This is a genomic window from Klebsiella sp. HN106, assembly GCF_051209435.1.
GTDB lineage: Bacteria > Pseudomonadota > Gammaproteobacteria > Enterobacterales > Enterobacteriaceae > Klebsiella > Klebsiella oxytoca.
In genome coordinates, this window is sequence record NZ_JBLURD010000004.1 from 302699 (window position 1) to 325282 (window position 22584).

The window sequence follows — 22584 nt, forward strand, 5'->3', positions numbered from 1 at the left end:
AGCGACCGCCAGTTTCGTTGCGCATCAGGAAGAGGGCAGGTCGCCCTGCGTGTTAAGCTGACGTTTGCGCCAGTAACGCAGCAGCGGAGGGACAACAAGCACCGCGATGGCTAACACCAGGAGCGTTTTAGTTACGCCGCTTTGCCACAAAATCCCCACGTTGCCGTTACTGATGGACAGCGCGCGGCGCAGGTTCTGCTCCAGCATCTCGCCCAGCACAAACCCTAAGATCAACGGCGACATCGGGAAGTGCATCTTACGCATAATGTAGCCCAGCACGCCCAGCCCAACCATCAACAGCAGGTCGAAGGTGGTGCTGTGTACCGCGTAGACGCCGACCGCGGACACAGCGGCGATGGCCGGGGCCAGAAACCACAGCGGGATCGTCAGCATGCGGGTGAACAGACCGATCAGCGGAATGTTCATAATCAGCAGCATCACGTTGGCGATCAGCAGCGCGGCAATTAATCCCCAGACGATATCCGGCTGCTCGGTAAACATCGCCGGACCCGGAGTGATATTGTAGAGGGTCAGGGCGCCCATCATCACCGCGGTAGTTCCGGAGCCGGGGACGCCGAGGGTAAGCATCGGAATGAACGATCCGCAGGCGGAGGCGTTATTTGCCGCCTCCGGCGCCGCCACGCCGCGAATATCGCCCTTACCGAAGGTATCGCTGTTACCGCTGAGCTTTTTCTCGGTCATATAGGTGATGGCGCTGGCAATGGTCGCCCCCGCGCCCGGCAGAATACCGACAAAAAAGCCCACCACCGATGAACGCAGCGTCGCGCCCACGCACTGGCCCGCCTCTTTGGCGTTAAACAGCATGCGCCCGGTTTTCCGTACCAGCCTCTGTCCGCTGCTGGTGCTCTCCAGCATCAGCAAAATCTCCGAAACCGAAAAGAGCCCAATCACCACCACGATAAACTGCACGCCGTCGGAAAGATGAACGCTATCGAAAGTGAAACGGTACACCCCGGTATTGGCATCAACGCCCACCGTCGCCAGCCCCAACCCGATTAACGCGGCGAGAAACGATTTCAGCGGATTTTGCGCCATCATGCTGCCGAGGCAGGCGATGGCAAAAATCATCAGGGCGAAATATTCCGCCGGACCGAACGCCAGCGACCACTGCGCCAGCACCGGCGCGAACAGGATGATCCCGCCGATAGCGATCGTTGAACCCACAAAGGAGCTCACGGCAGAGATCGACAGCGCCACGCCGCCGCGTCCCTGCTGCGCCATCGGGTAACCGTCGATGGCGGTCATAATGGCGGCGGCATCGCCGGGCACGTTGAGCAGGATCGACGAAATACGCCCGCCGTATTCACATCCAATATAGACCGTAGCCAGCAGAATTAACGCCGATTCTGCGGGCAGGTGCAGGGCAAAGGCCAGCGGCAACAGGATCGCCACGCCGTTAATCGGGCCGAGACCCGGTAGGAGTCCGACGATGGTGCCGACGAAGCAGCCGATCAGCGCAATCGTCAGGTTGCCCGGCGTCATGGCGACAGCGAAGCCCTGCGACAGATAAATCCAGATATCCATAACCTTCTCCGTTAACTTAACCAGACGCCGAGCGGCAGGGTGACATCAAGCAGGGCGTCAAAGACGTACCACAGCGCGATGCCCATCGCGACGCCTGCTACCCCAGCAGCGGGCAGGGTGGCGCCAAACAGCAGGCCAAAAACAGCGGTCAGCAGCGCGGTGGCCAGAGGAAACCCCAGCCATTCAAAACCCCACGCATAAACCGCCAATGCCACGACCATCGTCAACAGCCGTTGTAAAACCAGACGCCCGGGCCAGGAGATTGCGTCGGGCCGCCGCAGTAGCAGCAAAACGGAGCACAGCAGCATCAGGCCGATAATGCCGACCGGAAAGGGGCGCGGGCCGACGGGTTCATAGGCGTATTCGCTGTGGATTTGCCAGGCGATAAACATCCCCCCTACGCAGAGCAGCAGCCATATTCCGGCAAAAATACGATCGCTCATCGCAGCCTCCGTGGGTTATTTGGCAAGGCCAAAAGATTTCGCCTGCAGGCGATACTCTTCCACCTGCTCTTTGACGTAGGCGTCCAGCTCTTTCCCGTTCAAATTGAATTCAAACAGGCCGCGCAGCTCGCGCTGTTTTTTAAACGCGTCGGTCTGCTGCAGTCGAGTAAACTCCGCCACCCACCACTGATAATCGGCATCGCTGACTTTCGGGCCGACGAAGAAACCGCGAATAATCGGCCACACCAGGTCATAGCCCTGCTCTTTGGCGGTAGGGACATCGGCGAGCGCGCCGGGCAGCCTTTCGTTAGCGAAGACCGCCAGCACGCGGATTTTATTGCCCTGGAGATAAGGCACCATTTCGCTGAGATCGCCGGATACTGCCTGCACGTGATTACCCAGCAGCGCGGTGACCGGTTCGCCACCGCCCTCAAACGCCACGTAGCGCATTTTGTGCGGATCGACGTTTGCTTTCTGCGCCAGCAGCGCCGCTTTCATCCAGTCCTGGCTGCCGATTGAGGCGCCGGCGCCGATGACGATACTGGCGGGATTTTTTTCCATTGCCGCCATAAACGACGGCAGATCTTTCCACGGCGAGTCGGCGCGGACGGCAATCATGCCGTAATCGGTGCCGACGCTGGCCAGCCAGCGGACATCATCCACGCCGTAGCGGCCAAACTTGCCCTGCGCCAGGTTGAGCAGCGAGCCGCCGGAGAAGGCGACAACGGTGCCGGGTTCTCCGGGGCGCTGGGCGACGATAGCGTTATAGGCCACTGCGCCTACGCCGCCGGGCATATAGGTGACGCGCATCGGTTTTTGGATGGCGCCGGTTTCCATCAGGCTCACCTGAATCAGCTTACAGGTGAGATCGAAGCCGCCGCCGGGCTTGGCGGGCGCGATACATTCGGTACGGGAAGGCGCTTCGGCGGCCCAGGCAGAGGCGGTAAAAAGGCATAACGCGATAGCGCTAAGAGGGCGAAGGAACGGGATATTCATAGGCTTCCTCAGTCAGATACAGGGGACGTTTTTTTGATTATGTGAACCGGCTTGTGGCTATTCGGTTGCGTGATTGTTAAAACAATTACCTTTCATTTCCCTTTCAATGCGGCAGCAACTTTACAGGATGTGATATGCGTCTCTTACTGGCAGAAGATAACCGTGAGCTGGCTCACTGGCTGGAGAAAGCGCTGGTACAGGGCGGGTTTGCCGTGGACTGCGTATTTGATGGCCGGGCGGCCGATCATCTGTTGCAAAGCGAAAAATACGCGCTGGCGGTACTGGATATCGGCATGCCGGGCTTCGATGGCCTGGAAGTCGTGCAGCGTCTGCGAAAGCGCGGACAAACCCTTCCCGTTTTGCTGCTGACCGCACGCAGCGCGGTGGCGGATCGGGTAAAAGGGCTCAACGTCGGCGCCGATGACTATTTACCAAAACCGTTTGAACTTGAAGAGCTGGACGCCAGGCTGCGCGCACTGCTGCGGCGTAGCGAAGGCCAGGTGCATGAGATTCAGCAGATCGGCTCTCTGGAATATCGCGATGAAGGCTATTTTTTACTGCGCGGACAGACGCTATCGTTGACCCCGCGCGAGCAGGCGCTGCTGACGGTGCTGATGTTTCGCCGCACGCGTCCGGTGTCGCGCCAGCAGCTGTTTGAACAGGTCTTCAGCCTTAACGATGACGTCAGCCCGGAAAGCATCGAGCTATATATCCATCGTCTGCGGAAGAAACTTCAGGAGAGCAACGTGCGAATTGTGACCCTGCGCGGCCTGGGTTACGTGCTGGAGCTCGCCGATGAGGTGGGGTAAGCCGCAGTCGTTATTCGCTCAGCTGCTGCTGTTTCTTGGCCTGCCGCTGGTGTTACTGTGGGGGCTGTCGGCATTCAATAGCTACGTCAGCGCTCTGCAGGCGGCGACCCAGGCTTACGATCGTACGCTGCTCTCCTCCGCCCGCACGGTGGCGGAACGCCTGGTGGTACGCGGCGGCAGACTGGAGGTGAATGTCCCCTGGGTGGTGCTCGATAGCTTCGAGCTGAATATGAACGATCGCCTGTACTATAAGGTGCTCGATCCCGGTAAGCGGGTGATTTCAGGTTTTGACGATCTGCCATCGATGCCGCCCTCAACCTCTCGTACCGAGCTCTATCCGGCGCTGGCGTGGTTTTATCATACCGAGTATCGCGGTCAGGCCATCCGCGTGGCGCGGCTGCTGCAGCCGGTTAACGAAGGTGGCGTTGTGGGAATGGCGGAAATCTATATCGCCGAAACGCTGCAGTCGCGGCGCTGGCTGGCGGGACAGCTGCTGTTTTCATCGTGGATCTCGCAGGGGCTATTGGTGCTGTTGACGCTGGTGCTCACCGGCTGGCTGCTGCGTCGGGTGCTGCGGCCGATGCGTCGGCTTTCGGCGCTCATGGTGCGGCGCGAACCCGGCCTGTTGACGCCGCTGCCGGAACTGCTGCCGTGGTCGGAAACCCGTTTATTGATTGTTGCTTTTAACCGCTATATCGACCGGCTGCGGGCGATGATCTCCCGGCAGGAGCGGTTTAGCGCCGATGCTTCTCATCAGTTAAAAACGCCGCTGGCGGTGCTGAAAACCCAGGCTTCGGTGGCGCTGGCGAGCGGCGATCCCCGGCTGTGGCGAGAGAGTCTGGAGGCGATGAGCGGCACGCTGGACAGTACGATTCTGCTTACCGAACGCCTGCTACAGCTGGCTACCATCAAACGTAAAGAGCAGGGAGAACATGCGTTTCCGCCGGTGGATCTGTATGAGATCGTCCACAACAGCTGCTTTTCCCGTCTTCAGCAGGCGCGGAGCAAAGCTATCGATCTCGGCTATGAGGGGGAACCCTCAACGGTGACTATCGCCGGCGATGGCGTGCTGTTGAGCGAGCTGTGCGCAAATCTGTTGGATAACGCGATCCGCTATACGCCGCAGGGCGGTATCGTCACGGTCAGCCTGCATCGTGAAGGGGAGGCGGTGCTGCTGGATGTTGAAGACAGCGGGCCGGGAATCGATGATGCGCAGATCCAGCAGGCGCTCATGCCGTTCCACCGTCTGGAAAACGTTGGTGATAATCCCGGCGCCGGGCTCGGACTGGCGCTGGTCAGCGATATTGCACGCCTGCATCGCAGCCATCCGCAGCTGCTGCGTAGCGAAACGCTGGGCGGGCTGAAGGTCAGGCTGCGCTTTTTGACTGTGGGTTCAGAGTAGGCCTTTCAGGGTGAGCGTCTTCCGGGTCGCCTCGTTCAAATCATAGTGGGGAAGATCTTCCGCTTTTACCCAGGCGTAGTCCTGAAACTCCTCGTTGATGGTTACTTCGCGATTGGCGCTGACGCAGTCGAAGATAAGATAAATCATATATATTTCTTCCTGACGGCCATCGGCGTAGGTTTTAACCCGTACGTCATCGCTAAAGGTCCACGGTGTGATGTGGGTTAGCTGCAGTTTTTCGCCCAGCTCTTCGCGAATTTCCCGCCGCAGCGCCGCTTCGATGCGTTCGCCAGGCTCGACGCCGCCGCCGGAGAGCGCCCACTGCCCGGGAAATACCCCGCGATCGTCGGCCATTTTGCACAACAGATAGTGACCCTCATGTTGAATGAGCGGGCAGACAATAGTCCTTTGACGCATAACTTCTCCTTAATGATGGCAGGGATATATCACGGGATGGTCCAGTTTGCGAGCTGCCTCGGCAAACCGCAAGCGAAAATACGCGTTGAGCGCGAGCGGTGGTAGGGTGAGCGCAGGTTAATGGGTTGGGGCCATCATCAGCTGCCGCTGGTTATTCCTCTGCTGTTTTATCACGGCAGAATCAGTCCCTACCCGCACTCAACGCGCTGGCTGGACGGTTTTTCTCTACCAGAGGTGGCCGAGCGGCTCTATAGCCAGAACTTTCCACTAATAGACGTGACTGAGATCCCAGATGACCAGCTGATACAGCACCGGCGGGTCGCTATGCTGGAACTGTTGCAAAAGCATATTCGGCAGCGGGATAGGATGGGCATCTCAGAGCAACTGGTCAGAATATCCCCCCGGGATACACTACCCGTCGGCAGTTTAAAACGTTGCTGAATTATATGCTTCAGGCGGGCAACGCCGCCGATCCGGTGGCTTTTTTACGCAAGCTAGCGCAAAAGACGTCACTCAAGCCGCATAAGGAGACGCTGATGAATATTGCTCATTTTCCCGAAGAGCGAGGTCGCAAAGAGGGGATGCTTCAGGGAATGAAGGCGGGGATAGAAAAAGGTTTGCGCAAGGGCCGACAGGAAGGTCGTAATGAAGGCAGAAATGAAGGGCAACTAGCGGCGACAAAACGCATCGCCCGGGCGATGCTGGAAGAGGGGCTTGAGCCTGCGCAAAGCTAACCGGACTGTCGCTGCGGCAGCTCGCTAAGCTTCAGCACTAACCCCTAAAACGTTTTCGTCAAACGGCAGCCGCACTTGGGCTGCCGTTTGTGTTTACAGGGTTTTCTGTAAGACTTTCAGCGCCGCGGCCACGCCCGCGCCGTAGTCGGGATGGACTTGACTAAACAGGCCAATTTGTCGCTGCTGGATAAATTCAGGGATATCCCGCATATCGCTGGCGATTCGATGGAACATACGCTGATGCTCGTCTTCGCTTAATAGCCCGAACAGCGCGCGCGGTTGGCTAAAATAGTCGTTATCTTCCCGATGATTCCAGTGAGCCGCCGCGCCTTCAAGATTTAAAGGCGGTTCGCTAAAGTCCGGCTGCTCCTGATAGAGGCCGAAGCTGTTTGGCTCATAGGTGACGCCGTTGCCGCTATTGCCGTCGACGCGCATCGCGCCATCGCGATGGTAGTTATGGAACGGGCAGCGCGGCGCATTGACCGGAATCTGATGATGGTTAACGCCCAGGCGGTAGCGCTGGGTGTCGCCGTAGGAGAATAAACGACCCTGCAGCATGCGATCCGGAGAGAAGCTGACACCAGGCACCACGTTAGCCGGATTCATCGCAACCTGCTCAACCTCGGCGAAATAGTTGTCCGGGTTGCGGTTGAGCTCAAGTACCCCCACTTCAATCAGCGGATAATCACTATGCGGCCATACTTTGGTCAGATCGAAAGGATGGTAAGGGACCCGGCTGGCTTCTGCTTCCGGCATGATCTGCACGTAAAAGGTCCAGCGCGGAAAATCGCCTCTTTCAATCGACTCATAGAGATCGCGCTGCGAACTCTCGCGGTCCTCGGCCACCAGACGTTTTGCTTCATCATCCATCAGGTTGGCGATCCCCTGCTGGGATTTAAAGTGGAATTTCACCCAAAAACGTTGATTGTCGGCATTTATAAAGCTGAACGCGTGGCTGCCGAAGCCGTGCATATGGCGATAAGAGCGCGGGATGCCGCGGTCGCTGAAGTCGATAGTCAACTGATGCAGCGTTTCGGGCAGCAGGGAGAAAAAATCCCACTTCCAGGTAGGGTTGCGCAGGTTGGTGCGCGGATCGCGCTTCACTACGTGGTTCAGGTCCGGGAATTACAGCGGGTCGCGAAGATAAAAAACAGGGGTATTATTGCCTACCAGATCCCAGTTGCCCTCTTCGGTATAAAACTTGATAGCGAAGCCGCGGATGTCGCGCTCGGCGTCTGCGGCGCCGCGTTCTCCGGCAACGGTGGAAAAGCGCAGGAACAGATCGGTGGTTTTACCGACCTCGGCGAACATTTTTGCGCGCGTGTAGCGGCTGATATCGTGAGTGACCGTTAATTTACCGTAAGCGCCGGAGCCTTTTGCGTGCATTCGGCGTTCCGGGATAACCTCCCGGTCGAAGTGGGCCAGTTTTTCCAGAAACCAGACATCCTGCAGCAGCATCGGGCCGCGAGGACCTGCGGTGATGACTTTGTTATTATCGACAACCGGCGCGCCGGAGCCGGTGGTTAATCCTTTTTTGCTCATCTTTATCTCCTGACAAAGTTTTATGTAACTTATTCATTTCCCGCAAGGGCAGAATAAGCTGAGCGCTATTTGTAGAATAAATATCCAACACGGACAATCTGGCTCTGGCTATCGATTTGATACCCGCGTCCGTTGGCCTGGCTCCGGTAGCAACTGGTTACAATCACAATGGTAAAGCTCGTCTTAGCGCATTGATTCCTTAACGTTCGGCAGTACAATTTCGCGGTTTTTTGGGACTTTTTAATTCTTGTTTGTTGGATAGAGTAAAAATGAAAAAAAGTATATTTGCGGCCCTCGCTGGCATGATGTTCGTCTCAACGGCGGCGCATGCGATCAGTTTCAGCGGACAGGCCGGCGAGCACTACACGAACCTTGGCGTCGGATTTGGCACGGAATCTACCGGCCTGGCGGTAACCGGCAACTGGCTGCATAACGATGACGACGGCGATGCGGCAGGCCTGGGACTGGGGCTGAACATCCCTTTAGGTCCATTCCTTGCCACCGTTGGCGGTAAAGGGGTTTATACCAATCCGAATAACGGCGATGAGGGCTACGCAGCAGCGGTTGGCGGCGGCCTGCAGTGGAAGATCGGCGACAGCTTCCGCCTGTTCGGCGAATATTATTATTCTCCTGATTCGCTCTCCAGCGGTATCGACAGTTATCAGGAAGCTAATGCCGGCGCGCGCTTTACCATTATGCGTCCTCTGAGCATTGAAGCCGGTTATCGCTACCTTAACCTGGCGGGTAAAGAAGGCAACCGCGATAACGCGGTCGCGGACGGCCCGTACGTCGGCGTTAACGCCAGCTTCTAACCCCTTCGGCGCGGTATTCCGCCGCGCCTGATTTTCAGGCTTTTTCGCCAGCCGCTTTGCGATATAGTATTTCTACTTATCAGGCTGGAGTTGACAATGTTAAACGTGGAAATGCTGTCCACCGGCGATGAAGTGCTGCATGGGCAAATCATCGATACCAATGCCGCGTGGCTGGCGGATTTCTTTTTTAATCAAGGATTACCTTTAAAGCGTCGCCATACCGTGGGTGACGATCTTGACTCCCTGGTGGCGATTTTACGCGAGCGCAGCGAGCATGCCGACGTGCTGATCGTCAACGGCGGTCTGGGCCCGACCAGCGATGATTTAAGCGCGCTTGCCGCAGCGACCGCCAAAGGTGAAGGGCTGATTCTGCATGAAGCGTGGCTGGAAACCATGACCCGTTTCTTTGCCGAGCGCGGAAGGCCTATGGCCGCCAGCAACCGTAAACAGGCGGAAATTCCGCAAAGCGCCGAGATGATCAACAATCCGGTCGGAACCGCCTGCGGTTTTGCTGTGCAGCTAAACCGCTGCCTGATGTTTTTCACTCCCGGCGTGCCGTCTGAATTTAAGATAATGGTCGAGCAGGAAATCTTACCGCGCCTGCGCGAACGTTTTCCGCTGCCCGCCGCGCCGCTGTGTCTGCGTCTGACCACCTTCGGTCGTTCCGAAAGCGAGCTGGCGCAGAGCCTCGAGCATTTACAACTGCCGCCGGGCGTGGTGATGGGCTATCGTTCCTCAATGCCGATTATCGAACTGAAGCTGACCGGGCCTGCCGAACAGCGCGAGGCGATGCTGGCGCTGTGGCCGGAAGTGCAAAAAGTGGCCGGAGAGAGCATCGTTTTCGAAGGCACCGAAGGCCTGCCGGCGCAGATCGCCCGTCGTCTGCAGGAGCGCCAGCTAAGCCTGACGCTAAGCGAGCAGTTCACCGGCGGTCTGCTGGCGCTACAGCTTTCACGGGTCAATGCCCCGCTGTTGGCCAGCGAAGTCATTCCGGCGCAGGAGGAGACCCTGGCGCAGTCTGCGCGCTGGGCGGCGGAACGGCGCGAAAAACACTTTGCCGGTCTGGCGCTGGCGGTGAGTGGTCAGGAGAGCGATCACCTGAACTTTGCGCTTTCCACGCCGGACGGCACCCACGCGCTGCGGGTGAAGTTCGCGACCAACCGCCACAGCGTGCAGGTGCGTCAGGAGGTCTGCGCGATGATGGCTCTCAACATGCTGCGCCGCTGGCTGAATGGCCAGCCCGTGGCCGGTGAACACGGCTGGATTAACGTCGTTGACTATCTCGCCGTTTAGATAAAACACCGCGTCGGGAGCCCTACCCGACGCGCAATCAGTCCAACCTGCTGTACTTGCTTTTAAAAATTCTGTGCACTATCTCGCATTTCTGTCCCCTTGAACGTCCACCCTGCTGGAATAGCGTCGTCATTTGAAGTCGCTCACAATTTACAGACCCGACAACCGCAACACTGATTCCAGTATTCAGGATTGGAGTCCAGTATGTTGGAATCAAGCAAAGTCCCGGCGCTAACCCGCGCCATCGATATTCTCAATTTGATCGCCCGCATTGGTCCGTGCAGCGCGGCGACCATTATTGACGAACTGGGTATTCCGAAAAGCACCGCTTACCTGCTGCTGGGAGAACTGAGAAAACAGCGCTTCCTCAGCATGGATAATCAGGACAACTACTGTCTGTGGACCAAACTGGTTGAGCTGGCCGGTCACGCGCTGAGCAAAATGGATCTGCGCGAACTGGCGCGTCCGCGCCTGACGCAGCTAATGGATCAGTGCGGACTGCTCTGCCATCTGGGCATTATCGATGGCGGTAACGCCTACTACATTCTGAAGATTGAATCCCCGGCCACCATCAGCGTGCGTTCCCACGAAGGTAAAAGCCTGTCGCTGTACCGCTCCGGTATCGGTAAATGCCTGCTTGCCTGGCAGCCCGAGCGGGTTCAGGAGTCAATTATCAGCGAGCTGCAGTGGGAGAGGGCAACGCCAACCACCATCACCAGCGCCCAGCTGCTTCGCGATGAACTGGGGCGTATTCGCGCCCGCGGCTGGAGCTTCGATAACGGCGAAGATTATCCCGACGTTCGCTGCGTGGCGGCGCCGGTTTTTAATGCCAATAACGAGCTGACCGCCGCCATCTCCGTGGTGGGTACTCGTCTGCAAATCAATGAAGACAATCGCGATTATCTCGCTGGCAGGGCGATTGCCTGCGCCAAGGACATTTCTCGTCTGCTGGGGTGGAAAAGCCCCTTCGAACAACAAGCCTCATAATAAGGAGAAGATCATGACCCTACCGAAAATTAAACACGTCCGCGCCTGGTTTATCGGCGGCGCTACCGCAGAGAAAGGCGCTGGCGGCGGCGACTATCATGACCAGGGAGCAAACCACTGGATTGACGATCATATCGCCACGCCGATGAGCAAATATAAACAGTATGAACAGTCCCGCCAGTCGTTTGGCATCAACGTTCTCGGCACGCTGATTGTTGAAGTCGAAGCCGAAAACGGCCAGACCGGCTTTGCGGTATCAACCGCCGGCGAGATGGGCTGTTTTATTGTGGAAAAGCACCTGAACCGCTTTATCGAAGGGAAGTGCGTCAGCGATATCAAACTGATCCATGACCAGATGCTCAACGCCACCATGTACTACTCCGGCTCCGGCGGCCTGGTGATGAATACCATCTCCTGTATCGACCTGGCGCTGTGGGATCTGTTCGGCAAAGTGGTGGGATTACCGGTATACAAACTGTTGGGCGGCGCGGTACGCGATGAAATTCAGTTCTACGCTACCGGGGCCCGTCCGGACCTGGCGAAAGAGATGGGCTTTATTGGCGGCAAGATGCCGACCCACTGGGGCCCGCACGATGGCGATGCGGGGATCCGCAAAGATGCCGCCATGGTGGCCGATATGCGCGAAAAATGCGGCCCGGACTTCTGGCTAATGCTGGACTGCTGGATGAGCCAGGACGTTAACTACGCCACTAAACTGGCCCACGCCTGCGCGCCCTATAACCTTAAGTGGATCGAAGAGTGCCTGCCGCCGCAGCAGTATGAAGGCTATCGCGAGCTGAAACGCAATGCCCCGGCCGGAATGATGGTCACCAGCGGCGAGCACCACGGCACGCTGCAATCCTTCCGCACGCTGTCGGAAACCGGCATCGATATTATGCAGCCTGACGTAGGCTGGTGCGGCGGTCTGACCACGCTGGTGGAGATTGCGGCGATCGCCAAATCGCGCGGCCAGCTGGTGGTGCCGCACGGTTCGTCGGTCTATTCGCATCATGCGGTCATTACCTTTACCAACACGCCGTTCAGCGAATTCCTGATGACCAGCCCGGACTGTTCAACGATGCGTCCACAGTTTGACCCGATTCTGGTTGATGAGCCGGTACCGGTGAACGGGCGCATTCATAAAACCGTTCTGGATAAACCGGGTTTCGGCGTCGAGCTGAACCGCGACTGCAACCTGAAACGTCCTTATAGCCACTGATCCCGTCGTGCCGCACAGCGCTGATGTGCGGCCTATTGTTGAGGATATTACGATGAGCAACACCTTGCTTGAGAGCGTGGTGAAGAAAAACCGCGCCCGTTTGATCCCCTTTATGCTGGCGCTGTACGTGCTGGCGTTTCTTGACCGTTCGAATATCGGCTTTGCGAAAGAGACCTATCAACTGGATACCGGCCTCAGCAATGAAGCTTACGCGCTGGGGGCGGGGATTTTCTTTGTGGTGTACGCCTTTCTTGGGGTACCGGCCAACCTGCTGATGCGCAAATTCGGCGCGAGAAAATGGATTGGCTGCACCACCTTACTGTGGGGCATTCTTTCAGCGGCGATGGCGTGGGCGGATACGGAAGCGAAATTTCTGCTGGTACGCACCCTGCTTGGCGCCGCCGAAGCGGGTTTCTTTCCGGGCATGATCTACCTGACCTCACAGTGGTTTCCGCAGCAAAACCGCGCCAGCATTATGGGATTATTTTATATGGGCGCGCCGCTGGCGCTGACCCTCGGGTCGCCGCTCTCCGGCGCGCTGCTGGAAATGCACGGTTTTATGGGGCATCCCGGTTGGTTCTGGATGTTTATTATTGAAGGCTTACTGGCGGTCGGCGCGGGTTTCTTCACTTTCTTCTGGCTTGACGACACGCCGCAAAACGCCCGCTTCCTGACCGCTGCCGAAAAGCAGGCGCTCATCAGCGAGCTGGCCAGCGAAGAGCAGAAAAAGATTACTTCGCGTTTGTCCGATGCGCTGCGCAACGGCCGCGTCTGGCAGCTGGCGATTATCTATCTCACCATTCAGGTGGCGGTTTACGGCCTGATCTTCTTCCTGCCGACCCAGGTTGCGGCGCTGCTCGGCACTAAAGTGGGGTTTGTGGCATCGGTGGTGACCGCGATCCCGTGGGTGGCAGCGCTGTTCGGTACCTGGCTGATTCCTCGCTACTCCGACCGCACCGGCGAACGGCGTAATATTGCGGCATTAACCCTGCTGGCGGCGGCAATTGGCATTGCGGTCTCCGGGCTGGTGTCGCCGGTACTGGCCATCATCGCGCTGTGCGTTGCCGCCGTCGGCGTCATTGCCGTACAGCCGGTCTTCTGGACTATGCCGACGCAGCTGTTATCCGGCACGGCGCTGGCCGCAGGCATTGGTTTCGTCAACCTGTTTGGCGCGATCGGCGGATTTTTAGCGCCGATTATACGCGTCCAGGCTGAAACGATGTTCGGCAATAATTCTGCCGGATTATTGACCCTCGCCTGCGTGGCGGTTATCGGGGTTGTTATTATCTTTTCACTGCGCGTGAGCCGCACGGTACCGCAGGCCGGCAGCGTACAGCATTAATTTAAGGGAGAACTATGAACGCAATTTTATCGAACCCATTTAAAGCGGGGTTATTGCAAGGGGAAGCACAAATTGGCCTGTGGCTGAGCTCGACCTCCTCTTATATGGCTGAGATTGCCGCCACCTCGGGTTACGACTGGCTGCTGATTGACGGTGAACATGCGCCGAATACCATTCAGGATCTTTATCATCAGCTACAGGCCATTGCGCCCTACGCCAGCCAGCCGGTGATTCGTCCGGTAGAGGGCAATCGCAGCCTGATTAAACAGGTGCTGGATATTGGCGCCAGAACGCTGCTGATCCCCATGGTCGATACCGCAGAACAGGCGCGGGACATTGTCTCGGCGACGCGCTATCCGCCGCTGGGGACCCGCGGCGTCGGCGCCGGGGTAGCTCGCGCCGCGCGCTGGGGAAGGGTAGAGAACTATATGGCGCAGGCCAACGATGAGCTGTGCCTGCTGATTCAGGTTGAGAGCAAAACCGCCCTCGATAATCTGGATGCGATCCTTGAAGTCGAGGGGATTGACGGCGTCTTTATCGGCCCGGCGGACCTGTCGGCCTCGCTGGGCTACCCGGATAACGCCGGTCATCCTGAAGTGCAGCGGGTTATTGAACAGAGCATCCGCCGCATTCGCGCGGCAGGAAAGGCGGCCGGATTCCTGGCCGTCGATCCAGAGATGGCGCACAAAGCGCTGGCGTGGGGGGCGAATTTCGTTGCCGTTGGTGTCGATACCAATCTCTATACCAGCGCGCTGGATAAACGACTGGCGATGTTCAGGCCGGTAGCCGAACAGGCGGAGGGCAAGGGGAGCTACTAGCCCCCCGGCGTTGGCGCTGGCGTCAGGCCAGCGCCTGCGCCAGCAGAGTGATGGGATGCTCGCAGCGTTTACTGGTGGACATCTCTATCTGCCATTTACAGGTTTCACAGTCGGTCACTACCAGGTCCGCGCCGCTCTCCTCAATTTGTCGGAACAGCGGCGCGCCAATCGCCTGCGATGAGTCGTAATTCTCCGACTTGAAGCCGAAGGTGCCGGCAATACCGCAGCATTGCGAGTCGAGCACCTCCAGCTGCAAGCCGGGGATCAGCCGCAATAGCTCAAGGGTATACAGCGACCAGCCCATCTTCTCCATATGGCAGGGCGTGTGATAGATCACCTTCAGCGGCAGCGATTTCAGCGCCAGCTTCCGTCCGGCGTCCAGCTGACGCCAGATCCAGCGGGTCGCCAGTTCAACCCGGTCGCGCACATCGTGATTATCGATATCAAGGACGTGCGGATATTCATCGCGCAGCGTAAAAGTGCAGGTCGAGGACGTCGCCACCACTGGCAGGTTATTTTCCCGCATCGCGGTAACGTTGCTCTGTGCCTGTTTACGCGCCTTCGCAAAAAAACCGTTGGCAATGAGCGGCACGCCGCAGCATTTTTCTTTATGCAATAGCTGCACGCCGATGCCTATGGCGTTGAGCACCCGGATAAGATCTTTACCCAACTGCGGATTGTTGTAGTTCACATAGCAGCCGTGAAAGAAGGCCACCTGCTCGGCGTACTGCGCCTGTTGGCCAGCCAGCTGTCGATACGCGCGGCGAAAGGTGCCGAAGCCATATTTGGGCAGCGAGCGGCGGTGATCGATTTTGAGCGCGGCATCCAGTACCCGACGTACCGGCATCAGCCCGGTGGCGGCGTTTACCAGCGGAGCAAACGGCGTGGAGAGGGTGCCCATCAGATCGGTGTGGCTGAGGATGGTATCGCGCAGCGTGGGCTTTTGCCGGCCGTATTCCATGCGCGCCCGCTGGATAATATCGCCGATTTTGACGTCTGAAGGGCAGGCGACTTCACAGCGTTTACAGTTAATGCAGTATTTTAACGCCTCGTCGTAGAGCGCGCCGTCTTTCAGGCGCAGGCGCTCGCCGTCCGGCCCGGCCTGTTTTGGCCCCGGGTAGCGCGGATTAACCCGGCTGACCGGGCAGGCGGTGGTGCAAACGGTGCATTTAATACAGTGTTCAAAGCGCGTGTCGTTCATGACTCACCTCCGGCAAGCTCGCCAATTAGCCCTGCGGCGTGAAGCGCGGTCACTGCGCACACGCCGCCGCCGCATCCCAGCGCGATGGCATCAAAACCGCCGAGGATCGAACCGACGGCGAACAGATTCTCCAGCGTCCGCCCCTGACGCTGGGGACGCAGAGCCTCATCGGTTTTCAGGCCGAAACGCTGCCAGGGCTGCGAGGCAAAAAAATCCTGCTGATACCAGCTTTCGCGCGGCAGCGTCTGCTGCAGATCCAGACCGAGGATCGGCTCGCGCACGCCGCTACGTTCGGCGACCAGCCCGTTGCTGAAAAAGCTGCCGCTGGCCAGCACAGCGAAGCGCGGGCGCAGCGGAATATCGCCGTGATTGCGCGTCCAGATCGCGTTAACCCTACCGTCCTGGTGGCTGATATCAATGACTTCATCCCCGGTCAGCCAGGTCCCGCCGCTGCGGATAAATTGCCGCTGCAGCTGGGCGTGCAGGCGCATCCCCGGCACCGATGGCGGCAGGGTAGGCAGCAGGCGCAGCGGGCAGGGCAGACGCTGCCGCAGCCACTGGTACAAGCGATCGTCGGCGAGGCCGAAGCAGGCGGGCATAATCAGTAAATTATGCTGCTGCGCCAGCGGGCGCAGCGCCGCCAGCAGGGCAGGCCAGTGCGCTTCATCGTCCAGCCGGCGGGCGATATTGGCGGCGCGAAATTCGGATGGGCTATCGCGCAGAACATCAAGAAGGGGTAATTCTATCTCGTGTGCTACGGCGGTCACGCCGTGCTGGTGCAGAGAGGCCGCGGCAAGATGCGGCTGGAAGTCGCCGAACCCGCTGATGCCAACGACGCAGACGCCGCTGACGGGCAGCGGCGCGGTGGCGATTTCCTGCGGAGAAAGCCAGGCCGCGCGTAAGATTCCCAGCGGCGTCACGCGCAGATGCGGCTGGCTGGCATCGCCCTGCATGGCAATCCCGCAGTCGGCAAACAGCGCCTGAGCCTGGCGGGCGTAATTCATCACGCTTTCGGCGCCGAGCCTGGCATAAGGGTGTTCGGGAAGCTGGCGGGCCAACTGGCCGATACCGTAAGCAACATCGGTGACGGTTTCGCCATTCGGCAGCGTCGAGAGCAAATCCAGCGAGGCGGAAGAGAAGTGCAGGGCGCTTTGGCCCCGGCTGATAATCACGCTGCGCAGGCCGCGCTGGTTGAGCGCCAGCCCGCAGAGCAGCCCGGCAAGGCCGCCGCCAATAATCGCGCAATCAAACTTCATCCTGGTGCTCCTTTTCTAATCCGCACAGACCGAGATAAACCCAGCGGGTAAACTCGCTTTCGCGCAGCGCATCCCCCCAGGCCACCGGCTGAACGCCTTTCCAGCGTTCGTTCAAAAATTGGGACAGCTGGGTGAGGGACCGCGCGGAGGTGGTGACGTTAAAACGCGCGAGCAGCCCGGCGGCGCGGCAGGCGCACAGTTCGCCCTGACAGGTTCCCATGCCGACGCGGGTACGGCGGCGCAGGTCAAGCAGGTTTTTCACCGCCAGGTTTTCAACCGCGTACTCTACTTCTCCGGCAGTGACCGCCTCGCATTCGCAGACCAGGCTACGGCGCTGGCGGCTATCGCCAAGCCATGCCGGGGTGCGATCGCCGTGGCGGTAGATGGCCGACCCGCGCAGCGGCGCAGGTAACGAGATGATTTTACTTAGCGTGGCTTCCGCCGGTTCCTGCGAACCGGGCAGCGGCGTATCGGCGGTCGTGCAGGGGGCGGTATTTCCGAGCTTGCGGCATAGCGCATCCGTGGCCCACTCCGCCATCAGACGATAGGTCATCAGCTTACCGCCGGTGATGGTGATGAAGCCTTCCATACCGTCGCGGCGGGCGTGGTCGAGCAGCACGATACCGCGGCTGACGCTACGGCCACTGGGATCGTCATCGCTGGCGACCAGCGGGCGTATACCGGAATAGGCGCGAAGGACCCGCGTCCGCCCCATGATCGGCGCCAGCTTTTCCCCCTCCCGCAGCAGCGTTTCGACTTCCTCGGTGGTTACACGGTTGTCGTCAATTTCGTCATAAGGAATATGCATTGAGGTGGTGCCAATCAGCGAAATAGTATCGCCGGGCACCAGGATATCGGCGTCAGCTGGTTTGCGGCAGCGGTTGATAACCTGACGGTTAATGCGGTGGTCGAGGATCAGCAAAGATCCTTTTGCCGGAAACATCGCGATGCGCAGGTCGGCGTACTCTGCGATGCGCTGCCCCCAAATCCCGGCGGCGTTGACCACCACCTGAGCGCGCAGCGTGCGCGATTCTCGGCGCTGATGATTGTAGATCGCGACGCCATGGACGCGATCGCCCTGCCGCAGCAGACCGGTGACTTCGCAGCCGGTGAGGATCGTCGCGCCATGTTCGCGGGCATCGAGCATATTCGCCGCGGTGAGGCGGAAAGGATCGACGGTGCCGTCGGGAACCTGTACCGCGCCGAGCAGCGCCGGGTTAACCGCGGGCTCAATACGCAGCGCTTCGGCGGGCGTTAGCGGCTGGGCTTCGATGCCTGCCTGCTGACAGGCGCTGATAAAGGTGTACTGGTACGCCGGGTCATCTTCCGGCAAGGTAATAAACAGGCCGCTGGTGGGCTCTATGCAGTGGCGGGCGATACGGCGCAATATACGGTTTTCGCTAATGCACTCGCGCGCTGATTCGCTATCGGTGACCGCATAGCGCGCGCCGCTATGCAGCAGACCGTGGTTGCGGCCAGTCGCGCCGGTGGCGATATCGTAGCGCTCCACCAGCGCTGCCTTTAGCCCGCGCAGCGCGCAGTCGCGCGCGATCCCGGCGCCGGTGGCGCCGCCGCCAATAATAATGACGTCATATTCACGACTATCGGCCATCTCCCCGTCCTCTGTTTTCGTTTTACATCATTTAGCCATATCGACAGCATTTAATGTTTGATTTCGAGCATATTTGCGCGCAATTCGAGCGTTTGTTGTGACTTTGTGCGCATATTAGAAAATGCTGTCATATTTCTGTAACAAAGTGTGCGACATTTCACAGTATTAGATTTACGCTTTGCCTACTATCGCGACCAAATCAGAAGTTGGTGAATAAATTACGTTTTTTTGCGTCGACGTCAGAAGAACAGCAATGGCCACGGAGGCTGATATGTTAAGTATATTTAAACCCGCAGCGCATAAAGCGCGATTGCCAACCGCGGAAATCGATCCTTTATATCGTCGATTACGCTGGCAGATCTTTATCGGTATTTTCTTCGGATATGCTGCTTACTATTTGGTTCGTAAGAACTTTGCTTTAGCAATGCCCTACCTTATCGAGCAGGGGTTCTCCCGTGGCGACCTCGGTTTTGCCCTTTCCGGTATCTCCATCGCCTACGGATTTTCGAAATTCATCATGGGGTCGGTTTCCGACCGCTCGAATCCGCGCATTTTTTTACCGGCAGGCTTGATTCTTGCCGCGCTGGTGATGCTGGTGATGGGCTTCGTCCCTTGGGCGACCTCCAGCATTATGGTGATGTTCGTTCTGCTGTTCCTGTGCGGCTGGTTCCAGGGGATGGGCTGGCCGCCGTGCGGACGTACGATGGTGCATTGGTGGTCGCAGAAAGAGCGAGGCGGTATCGTGTCGGTATGGAACTGCGCGCATAACGTCGGCGGCGGGATCCCGCCGCTGCTGTTCCTGCTGGGAATGGCGTGGTTTAACGACTGGCATGCGGCGCTGTATATGCCGGCTTTCGGCGCGATCCTGCTGGCGATTTTCGCCTTCGCGATGATGCGCGATACTCCGCAGTCCTGCGGTTTGCCGCCGATCGAAGAGTATAAAAACGATTATCCTGATGACTACAGCGAGAAGCATGAAGAGGAGCTGACCGCAAAGCAGATCTTTATGCAGTATATCCTGCCGAACAAGCTGTTGTGGTACATCGCCGTTGCAAACGTGTTTGTTTACCTGCTGCGCTACGGCATTCTTGACTGGTCGCCAACGTACCTGAAAGAGGTTAAGCACTTCGCGCTGGATAAATCCTCCTGGGCCTACTTCCTTTATGAATATGCGGGGATTCCGGGCACTCTACTGTGCGGCTGGATGTCGGATAAAGTGTTTAAAGGCAACCGCGGCGCGACCGGCGTCTTCTTTATGACCCTGGTCACCATCGCCACCGTTGTCTACTGGCTGAACCCGCCGGGTAACCCGGGCGTGGATATGGCCTGTATGATTATTATCGGCTTCCTGATTTATGGCCCGGTGATGCTGATTGGCCTGCATGCGCTGGAGCTGGCGCCGAAAAAAGCCGCCGGCACCGCTGCGGGCTTCACCGGCCTGTTCGGTTATCTCGGCGGTTCCGTGGCCGCGAGCGCCATCGTTGGCTATACCGTCGATTTCTTCGGCTGGGACGGCGGCTTTATGGTGATGATCGGCGGCAGCGTGCTGGCGGTTGTGCTGCTGATTATCGTGATGCTGGGTGAACGACGCCACCATCAACAGATGAAACAAGGTTAAGGTGCGGCGATGAAAAGTCAATTAACCACCCTGATGAGCGGAGTGCTGCTGGCCGCCACGGCGCTCTCCTTCAGCGCCGTGGCGGGAGAGAAAATCGTTATCGCCCACCGCGGCGCCAGCGGCTATCTGCCGGAACATACCCTGCCGGCGAAAGCGATGGCCTACGCGCAGGGGGCGGATTACCTTGAGCAAGACCTGGTGATGACCAAAGATGACCGGCTGGTGGTCCTGCATGACCACTATCTGGATCGGGTGACCGACGTGGCCCAGCGTTTCCCGCAGCGGGCGCGTAAAGATGGCCGCTTCTACGCTATCGACTTTACCCTCGCTGAGATAAAGTCGCTGAAGTTTACCGAAGGGTTTGAACCGAAAGATGGCAAGAACGTGCAAACTTATCCGGGTCGCTTCCCGATGGGGAAATCTGATTTCCGCATTCATACCTTCGAAGAGGAGATTGAGTTTGTCCAGGGGTTAAACCATTCGACCGGCAAAAACATTGGCATCTACCCGGAAATCAAAGCGCCGTGGTTCCACCATCAGGAAGGCAAGGATATTGCCGCCAGCACGCTGAAAGTGCTGAAGGAATATGGTTACACCGGCAAGCAGGATAAGGTGTATCTGCAGTGCTTTGACGCCAACGAGCTCAAGCGTATTAAGCATGAGCTGGAGCCGAAAATGGGGATGGATCTCAATCTGGTGCAGCTTATCGCCTATACCGACTGGAATGAGACCCAGCAGCGGCAGGCTGACGGCAAGTGGGTGAACTACAGCTATGACTGGATGTTCAAACCAGGGGCAATGGCGCAGATCGCCCAGTACGCTGACGGTATTGGTCCGGACTACCATATGCTGGTGGCGGAAGGCTCGAAACCGGGAGACGTGAAGCTGACGGCAATGGTGAAAGAGGCGCACGCCAGCGGCATGCAGGTACATCCATACACGGTTCGCGCGGATCAATTGCCTGACTACGCCATCGACGTCAATCAGCTCTATAACGTGCTGTACCATCAGGCGGATGTCGACGGCTTGTTCACCGATTTTCCGGATAAAGCCGTGCAGTTTCTGCACGCTAAGCAGTAAAAAGCCGGGTTTACCCGGCCTGTGAACGGCAGTTTTGTCGGGCGCATAAGCGTTATGCCGCCCGACAAAACTTACATCTCAATTTCGATATCGCCTTTTGCCCGGCAGCAGCAGGGCAAAATCTCTCCCGGCTGGACAAACGCCAGCGGCTCGGTGAGCCAGTCAACCTGACCGGAAACCAGCCGCAGACGACACGATCCGCAGTATCCTTCGCGGCATTGATACTCCACGTCGATATTGTGCGATTCCAGGGCCGCCAGCAGGGAGGGATGTTCATCCTGACACTCAAGGCGAGTGTCAGAAATCTTCAAGAAAATGCGTTTCATCAGAGCTGGAAGTTGCTCAGATCGTCAGCGTCGACTTCGGAATCGATCTGCCCGACCAGATAAGAGCTGACTTCCACTTCCTGCGGCGCGACCTGCACGTTATCGGACACCAGCCAGGTGTTGATCCACGGGATCGGGTTGGAGCGGGTCTGGAACGGCAGATCGAGACCTACCGCCTGCATGCGGATGTTAGTAATGTACTCAACGTACTGGCAAAGAATATCTTTGTTCAGGCCGATCATCGAACCGTCGCGGAACAGATAATCCGCCCACTCTTTCTCCTGCTGTGCCGCCAGCACGAACAGGTCGTAGCACTCCTGCTTGCACTCTTCGGCGATTTCCGCCATTTCCGGATCGTCAACGCCGGAGCGCAGCAGATTCAGCATGTGCTGAGTGCCGGTCAGGTGCAGCGCTTCGTCACGGGCGATCAGACGGATAATCTTGGCGTTACCTTCCATCAGCTTGCGCTCGGCAAAGGCGAAAGAGCAGGCGAAGCTGACGTAAAAACGGATGGCTTCCAGCGCGTTCACGCTCATCAGACACAGGTACAGTTTCTTCTTCAGCTCGCGCAGGTTCACGGTAATGGTTTTACCGTTCACGCTGTGGGTGCCTTCGCCCAGCAGATGCCAGTAGCTGGTCAGCTCAATCAATTCATCGTAATAGCTGGAAATGCCTTCCGCGCGTTTTTGGATCTGCTCGTTGGTGACGATATCGTCAAATACCATCGCCGGATCGTTGACGATATTACGGATGATATGGGTGTAGGAGCGCGAGTGGATGGTCTCCGAGAACGCCCAGGTTTCAACCCAGGTTTCCAGCTCAGGAATGGAAATCAGCGGCAGCAGGGCAACGTTCGGGCTGCGTCCCTGGATCGAGTCCAGCAGCGTCTGATATTTCAGGTTGCTGATAAAAATGTGTTTTTCGTGTTCCGGCAGCGCCTGGTAGTCGATACGGTCGCGGGAAACGTCAACTTCTTCCGGACGCCAGAAGAAAGAGAGCTGTTTTTCAATCAGCTTTTCGAAGATGTCATATTTTTGCTGATCGTAGCGGGCGACGTTCACCGGCTGACCAAAAAACATCGGCTCAAGCAGCTGATCGTTTTTAGTCTGAGAAAAAGTGGTATATGCCATTG

19 protein-coding genes and 2 pseudogenes are annotated in these 22584 nt (G+C 58.0%); 11 read left to right on the top strand and 10 right to left on the bottom strand.

What is annotated here, in order from left to right; translation table 11 throughout:
* Positions 1 to 24 precede the first annotated feature (24 nt).
* The 3 genes from ACSIPU_RS14105 to ACSIPU_RS14115 are packed head-to-tail and all read right to left on the bottom strand — an operon-like array spanning position 25 to position 2984.
* The gene (locus ACSIPU_RS14105; protein ID WP_004114208.1) at positions 25 to 1545 is read right to left on the bottom strand and encodes a tripartite tricarboxylate transporter permease; all 1521 of its coding nucleotides are present in this window, start codon (positions 1543 to 1545) and stop codon (positions 25 to 27) included.
* An 11-nt stretch (positions 1546 to 1556) separates the two neighbouring features.
* Positions 1557 to 1988 (bottom strand): tripartite tricarboxylate transporter TctB family protein, encoded by a 432-nt coding sequence (locus tag ACSIPU_RS14110; protein ID WP_016808363.1) that lies wholly within the window; start codon positions 1986 to 1988, stop codon positions 1557 to 1559.
* Between the two features lie 15 nt (positions 1989 to 2003).
* Positions 2004 to 2984 carry a Bug family tripartite tricarboxylate transporter substrate binding protein gene (locus ACSIPU_RS14115; RefSeq protein ID WP_004104027.1) on the bottom strand — a complete coding sequence of 327 codons (981 nt, stop codon included), beginning with the start codon at positions 2982 to 2984 and terminating at the stop codon, positions 2004 to 2006.
* Positions 2985 to 3118: 134 nt separating this feature from the next.
* Between ACSIPU_RS14115 and tctD the strand changes: the two genes are divergently transcribed.
* Both tctD and ACSIPU_RS14125 read left to right on the top strand, forming a co-directional pair.
* Positions 3119 to 3793, top strand: a complete 675-nt coding sequence (gene tctD, locus ACSIPU_RS14120) for a transcriptional regulator TctD (RefSeq protein WP_016809054.1) — start codon at positions 3119 to 3121, stop codon at positions 3791 to 3793.
* The gene (locus ACSIPU_RS14125) at positions 3780 to 5195 is read left to right on the top strand and encodes a sensor histidine kinase (RefSeq protein ID WP_004104022.1); all 1416 of its coding nucleotides are present in this window, start codon (positions 3780 to 3782) and stop codon (positions 5193 to 5195) included. The genes tctD and ACSIPU_RS14125 overlap by 14 nt, the downstream gene beginning before the upstream one ends.
* On the opposite strand, the gene nudI is transcribed toward ACSIPU_RS14125, so the two are convergent.
* Positions 5187 to 5612 (bottom strand): nucleoside triphosphatase NudI, encoded by a 426-nt coding sequence (nudI, locus tag ACSIPU_RS14130; RefSeq protein ID WP_004104021.1) that lies wholly within the window; start codon positions 5610 to 5612, stop codon positions 5187 to 5189. The genes ACSIPU_RS14125 and nudI overlap by 9 nt on opposite strands.
* Positions 5613 to 5723: 111 nt before the next feature.
* Here nudI and ACSIPU_RS14135 point away from each other — a divergent pair.
* Positions 5724 to 6387, top strand: a pseudogene (locus tag ACSIPU_RS14135) (Rpn family recombination-promoting nuclease/putative transposase); the annotation flags it as partial.
* A gap of 52 nt (positions 6388 to 6439) precedes the next feature.
* On the opposite strand, the pseudogene ACSIPU_RS14140 reads toward ACSIPU_RS14135, so the two are convergent.
* A pseudogene (locus ACSIPU_RS14140) lies at positions 6440 to 7888 on the bottom strand (catalase).
* Positions 7889 to 8157: 269 nt separating this feature from the next.
* Here ACSIPU_RS14140 and ACSIPU_RS14145 point away from each other — a divergent pair.
* From ACSIPU_RS14145 to yfaU, 6 genes are all read left to right on the top strand, one after another.
* Positions 8158 to 8700 carry a YfaZ family outer membrane protein gene (locus ACSIPU_RS14145; protein WP_004104018.1) on the top strand — a complete coding sequence of 181 codons (543 nt, stop codon included), beginning with the start codon at positions 8158 to 8160 and terminating at the stop codon, positions 8698 to 8700.
* 96 nt (positions 8701 to 8796) lie between these two features.
* Positions 8797 to 9993 (top strand): nicotinamide mononucleotide deamidase-related protein YfaY, encoded by a 1197-nt coding sequence (locus ACSIPU_RS14150; protein ID WP_004104017.1) that lies wholly within the window; start codon positions 8797 to 8799, stop codon positions 9991 to 9993.
* Positions 9994 to 10197: 204 nt separating this feature from the next.
* Positions 10198 to 10980 carry an IclR family transcriptional regulator gene (locus ACSIPU_RS14155; protein ID WP_004104016.1) on the top strand — a complete coding sequence of 261 codons (783 nt, stop codon included), beginning with the start codon at positions 10198 to 10200 and terminating at the stop codon, positions 10978 to 10980.
* 13 nt (positions 10981 to 10993) lie between these two features.
* The gene (gene rhmD / locus ACSIPU_RS14160; protein ID WP_004104015.1) at positions 10994 to 12199 is read left to right on the top strand and encodes an L-rhamnonate dehydratase; all 1206 of its coding nucleotides are present in this window, start codon (positions 10994 to 10996) and stop codon (positions 12197 to 12199) included.
* 52 nt (positions 12200 to 12251) lie between these two features.
* Positions 12252 to 13541 (top strand): MFS transporter, encoded by a 1290-nt coding sequence (locus tag ACSIPU_RS14165; RefSeq protein ID WP_004104014.1) that lies wholly within the window; start codon positions 12252 to 12254, stop codon positions 13539 to 13541.
* 14 nt (positions 13542 to 13555) lie between these two features.
* Positions 13556 to 14359 (top strand): 2-keto-3-deoxy-L-rhamnonate aldolase, encoded by an 804-nt coding sequence (yfaU, locus tag ACSIPU_RS14170; protein WP_004104012.1) that lies wholly within the window; start codon positions 13556 to 13558, stop codon positions 14357 to 14359.
* Between the two features lie 22 nt (positions 14360 to 14381).
* Here the strand turns inward: yfaU and glpC are convergent, their stop codons facing one another.
* From glpC to glpA, 3 genes are read right to left on the bottom strand one after another with little or no spacing between them, the layout of a single operon-like run.
* Positions 14382 to 15560 carry an anaerobic glycerol-3-phosphate dehydrogenase subunit GlpC gene (gene glpC, locus ACSIPU_RS14175; protein WP_004114188.1) on the bottom strand — a complete coding sequence of 393 codons (1179 nt, stop codon included), beginning with the start codon at positions 15558 to 15560 and terminating at the stop codon, positions 14382 to 14384.
* Positions 15557 to 16816 (bottom strand): glycerol-3-phosphate dehydrogenase subunit GlpB, encoded by a 1260-nt coding sequence (gene glpB / locus ACSIPU_RS14180; protein WP_024274508.1) that lies wholly within the window; start codon positions 16814 to 16816, stop codon positions 15557 to 15559. Before glpB ends, glpC begins: the two co-directional genes overlap by 4 nt.
* Positions 16806 to 18428: an anaerobic glycerol-3-phosphate dehydrogenase subunit A gene (glpA, locus tag ACSIPU_RS14185; protein WP_004104005.1), complete on the bottom strand. Its 1623-nt coding sequence runs from the start codon at positions 18426 to 18428 to the stop codon at positions 16806 to 16808. The genes glpB and glpA overlap by 11 nt, the downstream gene beginning before the upstream one ends.
* 271 nt (positions 18429 to 18699) lie before the next feature.
* Here glpA and glpT point away from each other — a divergent pair, with 271 nt between their 5' ends.
* Together glpT and glpQ are read left to right on the top strand one after the other, a co-directional pair.
* A complete protein-coding gene (gene glpT / locus ACSIPU_RS14190) occupies positions 18700 to 20046 on the top strand; it encodes a glycerol-3-phosphate transporter (RefSeq protein WP_004104004.1) in 1347 nt (448 codons plus the stop codon).
* Between the two features lie 9 nt (positions 20047 to 20055).
* The gene (gene glpQ, locus ACSIPU_RS14195) at positions 20056 to 21126 is read left to right on the top strand and encodes a glycerophosphodiester phosphodiesterase (RefSeq protein WP_004114182.1); all 1071 of its coding nucleotides are present in this window, start codon (positions 20056 to 20058) and stop codon (positions 21124 to 21126) included.
* 71 nt (positions 21127 to 21197) lie between these two features.
* Here glpQ and yfaE read toward each other — a convergent pair whose 3' ends face one another.
* Positions 21198 to 21452 (bottom strand): class I ribonucleotide reductase maintenance protein YfaE, encoded by a 255-nt coding sequence (gene yfaE, locus ACSIPU_RS14200; RefSeq protein WP_004104002.1) that lies wholly within the window; start codon positions 21450 to 21452, stop codon positions 21198 to 21200.
* Positions 21452 to 22582: a class Ia ribonucleoside-diphosphate reductase subunit beta gene (nrdB, locus tag ACSIPU_RS14205; protein WP_004104001.1), complete on the bottom strand. Its 1131-nt coding sequence runs from the start codon at positions 22580 to 22582 to the stop codon at positions 21452 to 21454. The genes yfaE and nrdB overlap by 1 nt, the downstream gene beginning before the upstream one ends.
* Positions 22583 to 22584: the final 2 nt, after the last annotated feature.

Excerpts from the sequence above, each read along its gene's own strand:
- ACSIPU_RS14105 (WP_004114208.1), bottom strand. The coding sequence starts at position 1,545 with ATGGATATCTGGATTTATCTGTCGCAGGGCTTCGCTGTCGCCATGACG.
- ACSIPU_RS14110 (WP_016808363.1), bottom strand. The coding sequence starts at position 1,988 with ATGAGCGATCGTATTTTTGCCGGAATATGGCTGCTGCTCTGCGTAGGG.
- ACSIPU_RS14115 (WP_004104027.1), bottom strand. The coding sequence starts at position 2,984 with ATGAATATCCCGTTCCTTCGCCCTCTTAGCGCTATCGCGTTATGCCTT.
- tctD (WP_016809054.1), top strand. The coding sequence starts at position 3,119 with ATGCGTCTCTTACTGGCAGAAGATAACCGTGAGCTGGCTCACTGGCTG.
- ACSIPU_RS14125 (WP_004104022.1), top strand. The coding sequence starts at position 3,780 with ATGAGGTGGGGTAAGCCGCAGTCGTTATTCGCTCAGCTGCTGCTGTTT.
- nudI (WP_004104021.1), bottom strand. The coding sequence starts at position 5,612 with ATGCGTCAAAGGACTATTGTCTGCCCGCTCATTCAACATGAGGGTCAC.
- ACSIPU_RS14145 (WP_004104018.1), top strand. The coding sequence starts at position 8,158 with ATGAAAAAAAGTATATTTGCGGCCCTCGCTGGCATGATGTTCGTCTCA.
- ACSIPU_RS14150 (WP_004104017.1), top strand. The coding sequence starts at position 8,797 with ATGTTAAACGTGGAAATGCTGTCCACCGGCGATGAAGTGCTGCATGGG.
- ACSIPU_RS14155 (WP_004104016.1), top strand. The coding sequence starts at position 10,198 with ATGTTGGAATCAAGCAAAGTCCCGGCGCTAACCCGCGCCATCGATATT.
- rhmD (WP_004104015.1), top strand. The coding sequence starts at position 10,994 with ATGACCCTACCGAAAATTAAACACGTCCGCGCCTGGTTTATCGGCGGC.
- ACSIPU_RS14165 (WP_004104014.1), top strand. The coding sequence starts at position 12,252 with ATGAGCAACACCTTGCTTGAGAGCGTGGTGAAGAAAAACCGCGCCCGT.
- yfaU (WP_004104012.1), top strand. The coding sequence starts at position 13,556 with ATGAACGCAATTTTATCGAACCCATTTAAAGCGGGGTTATTGCAAGGG.
- glpC (WP_004114188.1), bottom strand. The coding sequence starts at position 15,560 with ATGAACGACACGCGCTTTGAACACTGTATTAAATGCACCGTTTGCACC.
- glpB (WP_024274508.1), bottom strand. The coding sequence starts at position 16,816 with ATGAAGTTTGATTGCGCGATTATTGGCGGCGGCCTTGCCGGGCTGCTC.
- glpA (WP_004104005.1), bottom strand. The coding sequence starts at position 18,428 with ATGGCCGATAGTCGTGAATATGACGTCATTATTATTGGCGGCGGCGCC.
- glpT (WP_004104004.1), top strand. The coding sequence starts at position 18,700 with ATGTTAAGTATATTTAAACCCGCAGCGCATAAAGCGCGATTGCCAACC.
- glpQ (WP_004114182.1), top strand. The coding sequence starts at position 20,056 with ATGAAAAGTCAATTAACCACCCTGATGAGCGGAGTGCTGCTGGCCGCC.
- yfaE (WP_004104002.1), bottom strand. The coding sequence starts at position 21,452 with ATGAAACGCATTTTCTTGAAGATTTCTGACACTCGCCTTGAGTGTCAG.
- nrdB (WP_004104001.1), bottom strand. The coding sequence starts at position 22,582 with ATGGCATATACCACTTTTTCTCAGACTAAAAACGATCAGCTGCTTGAG.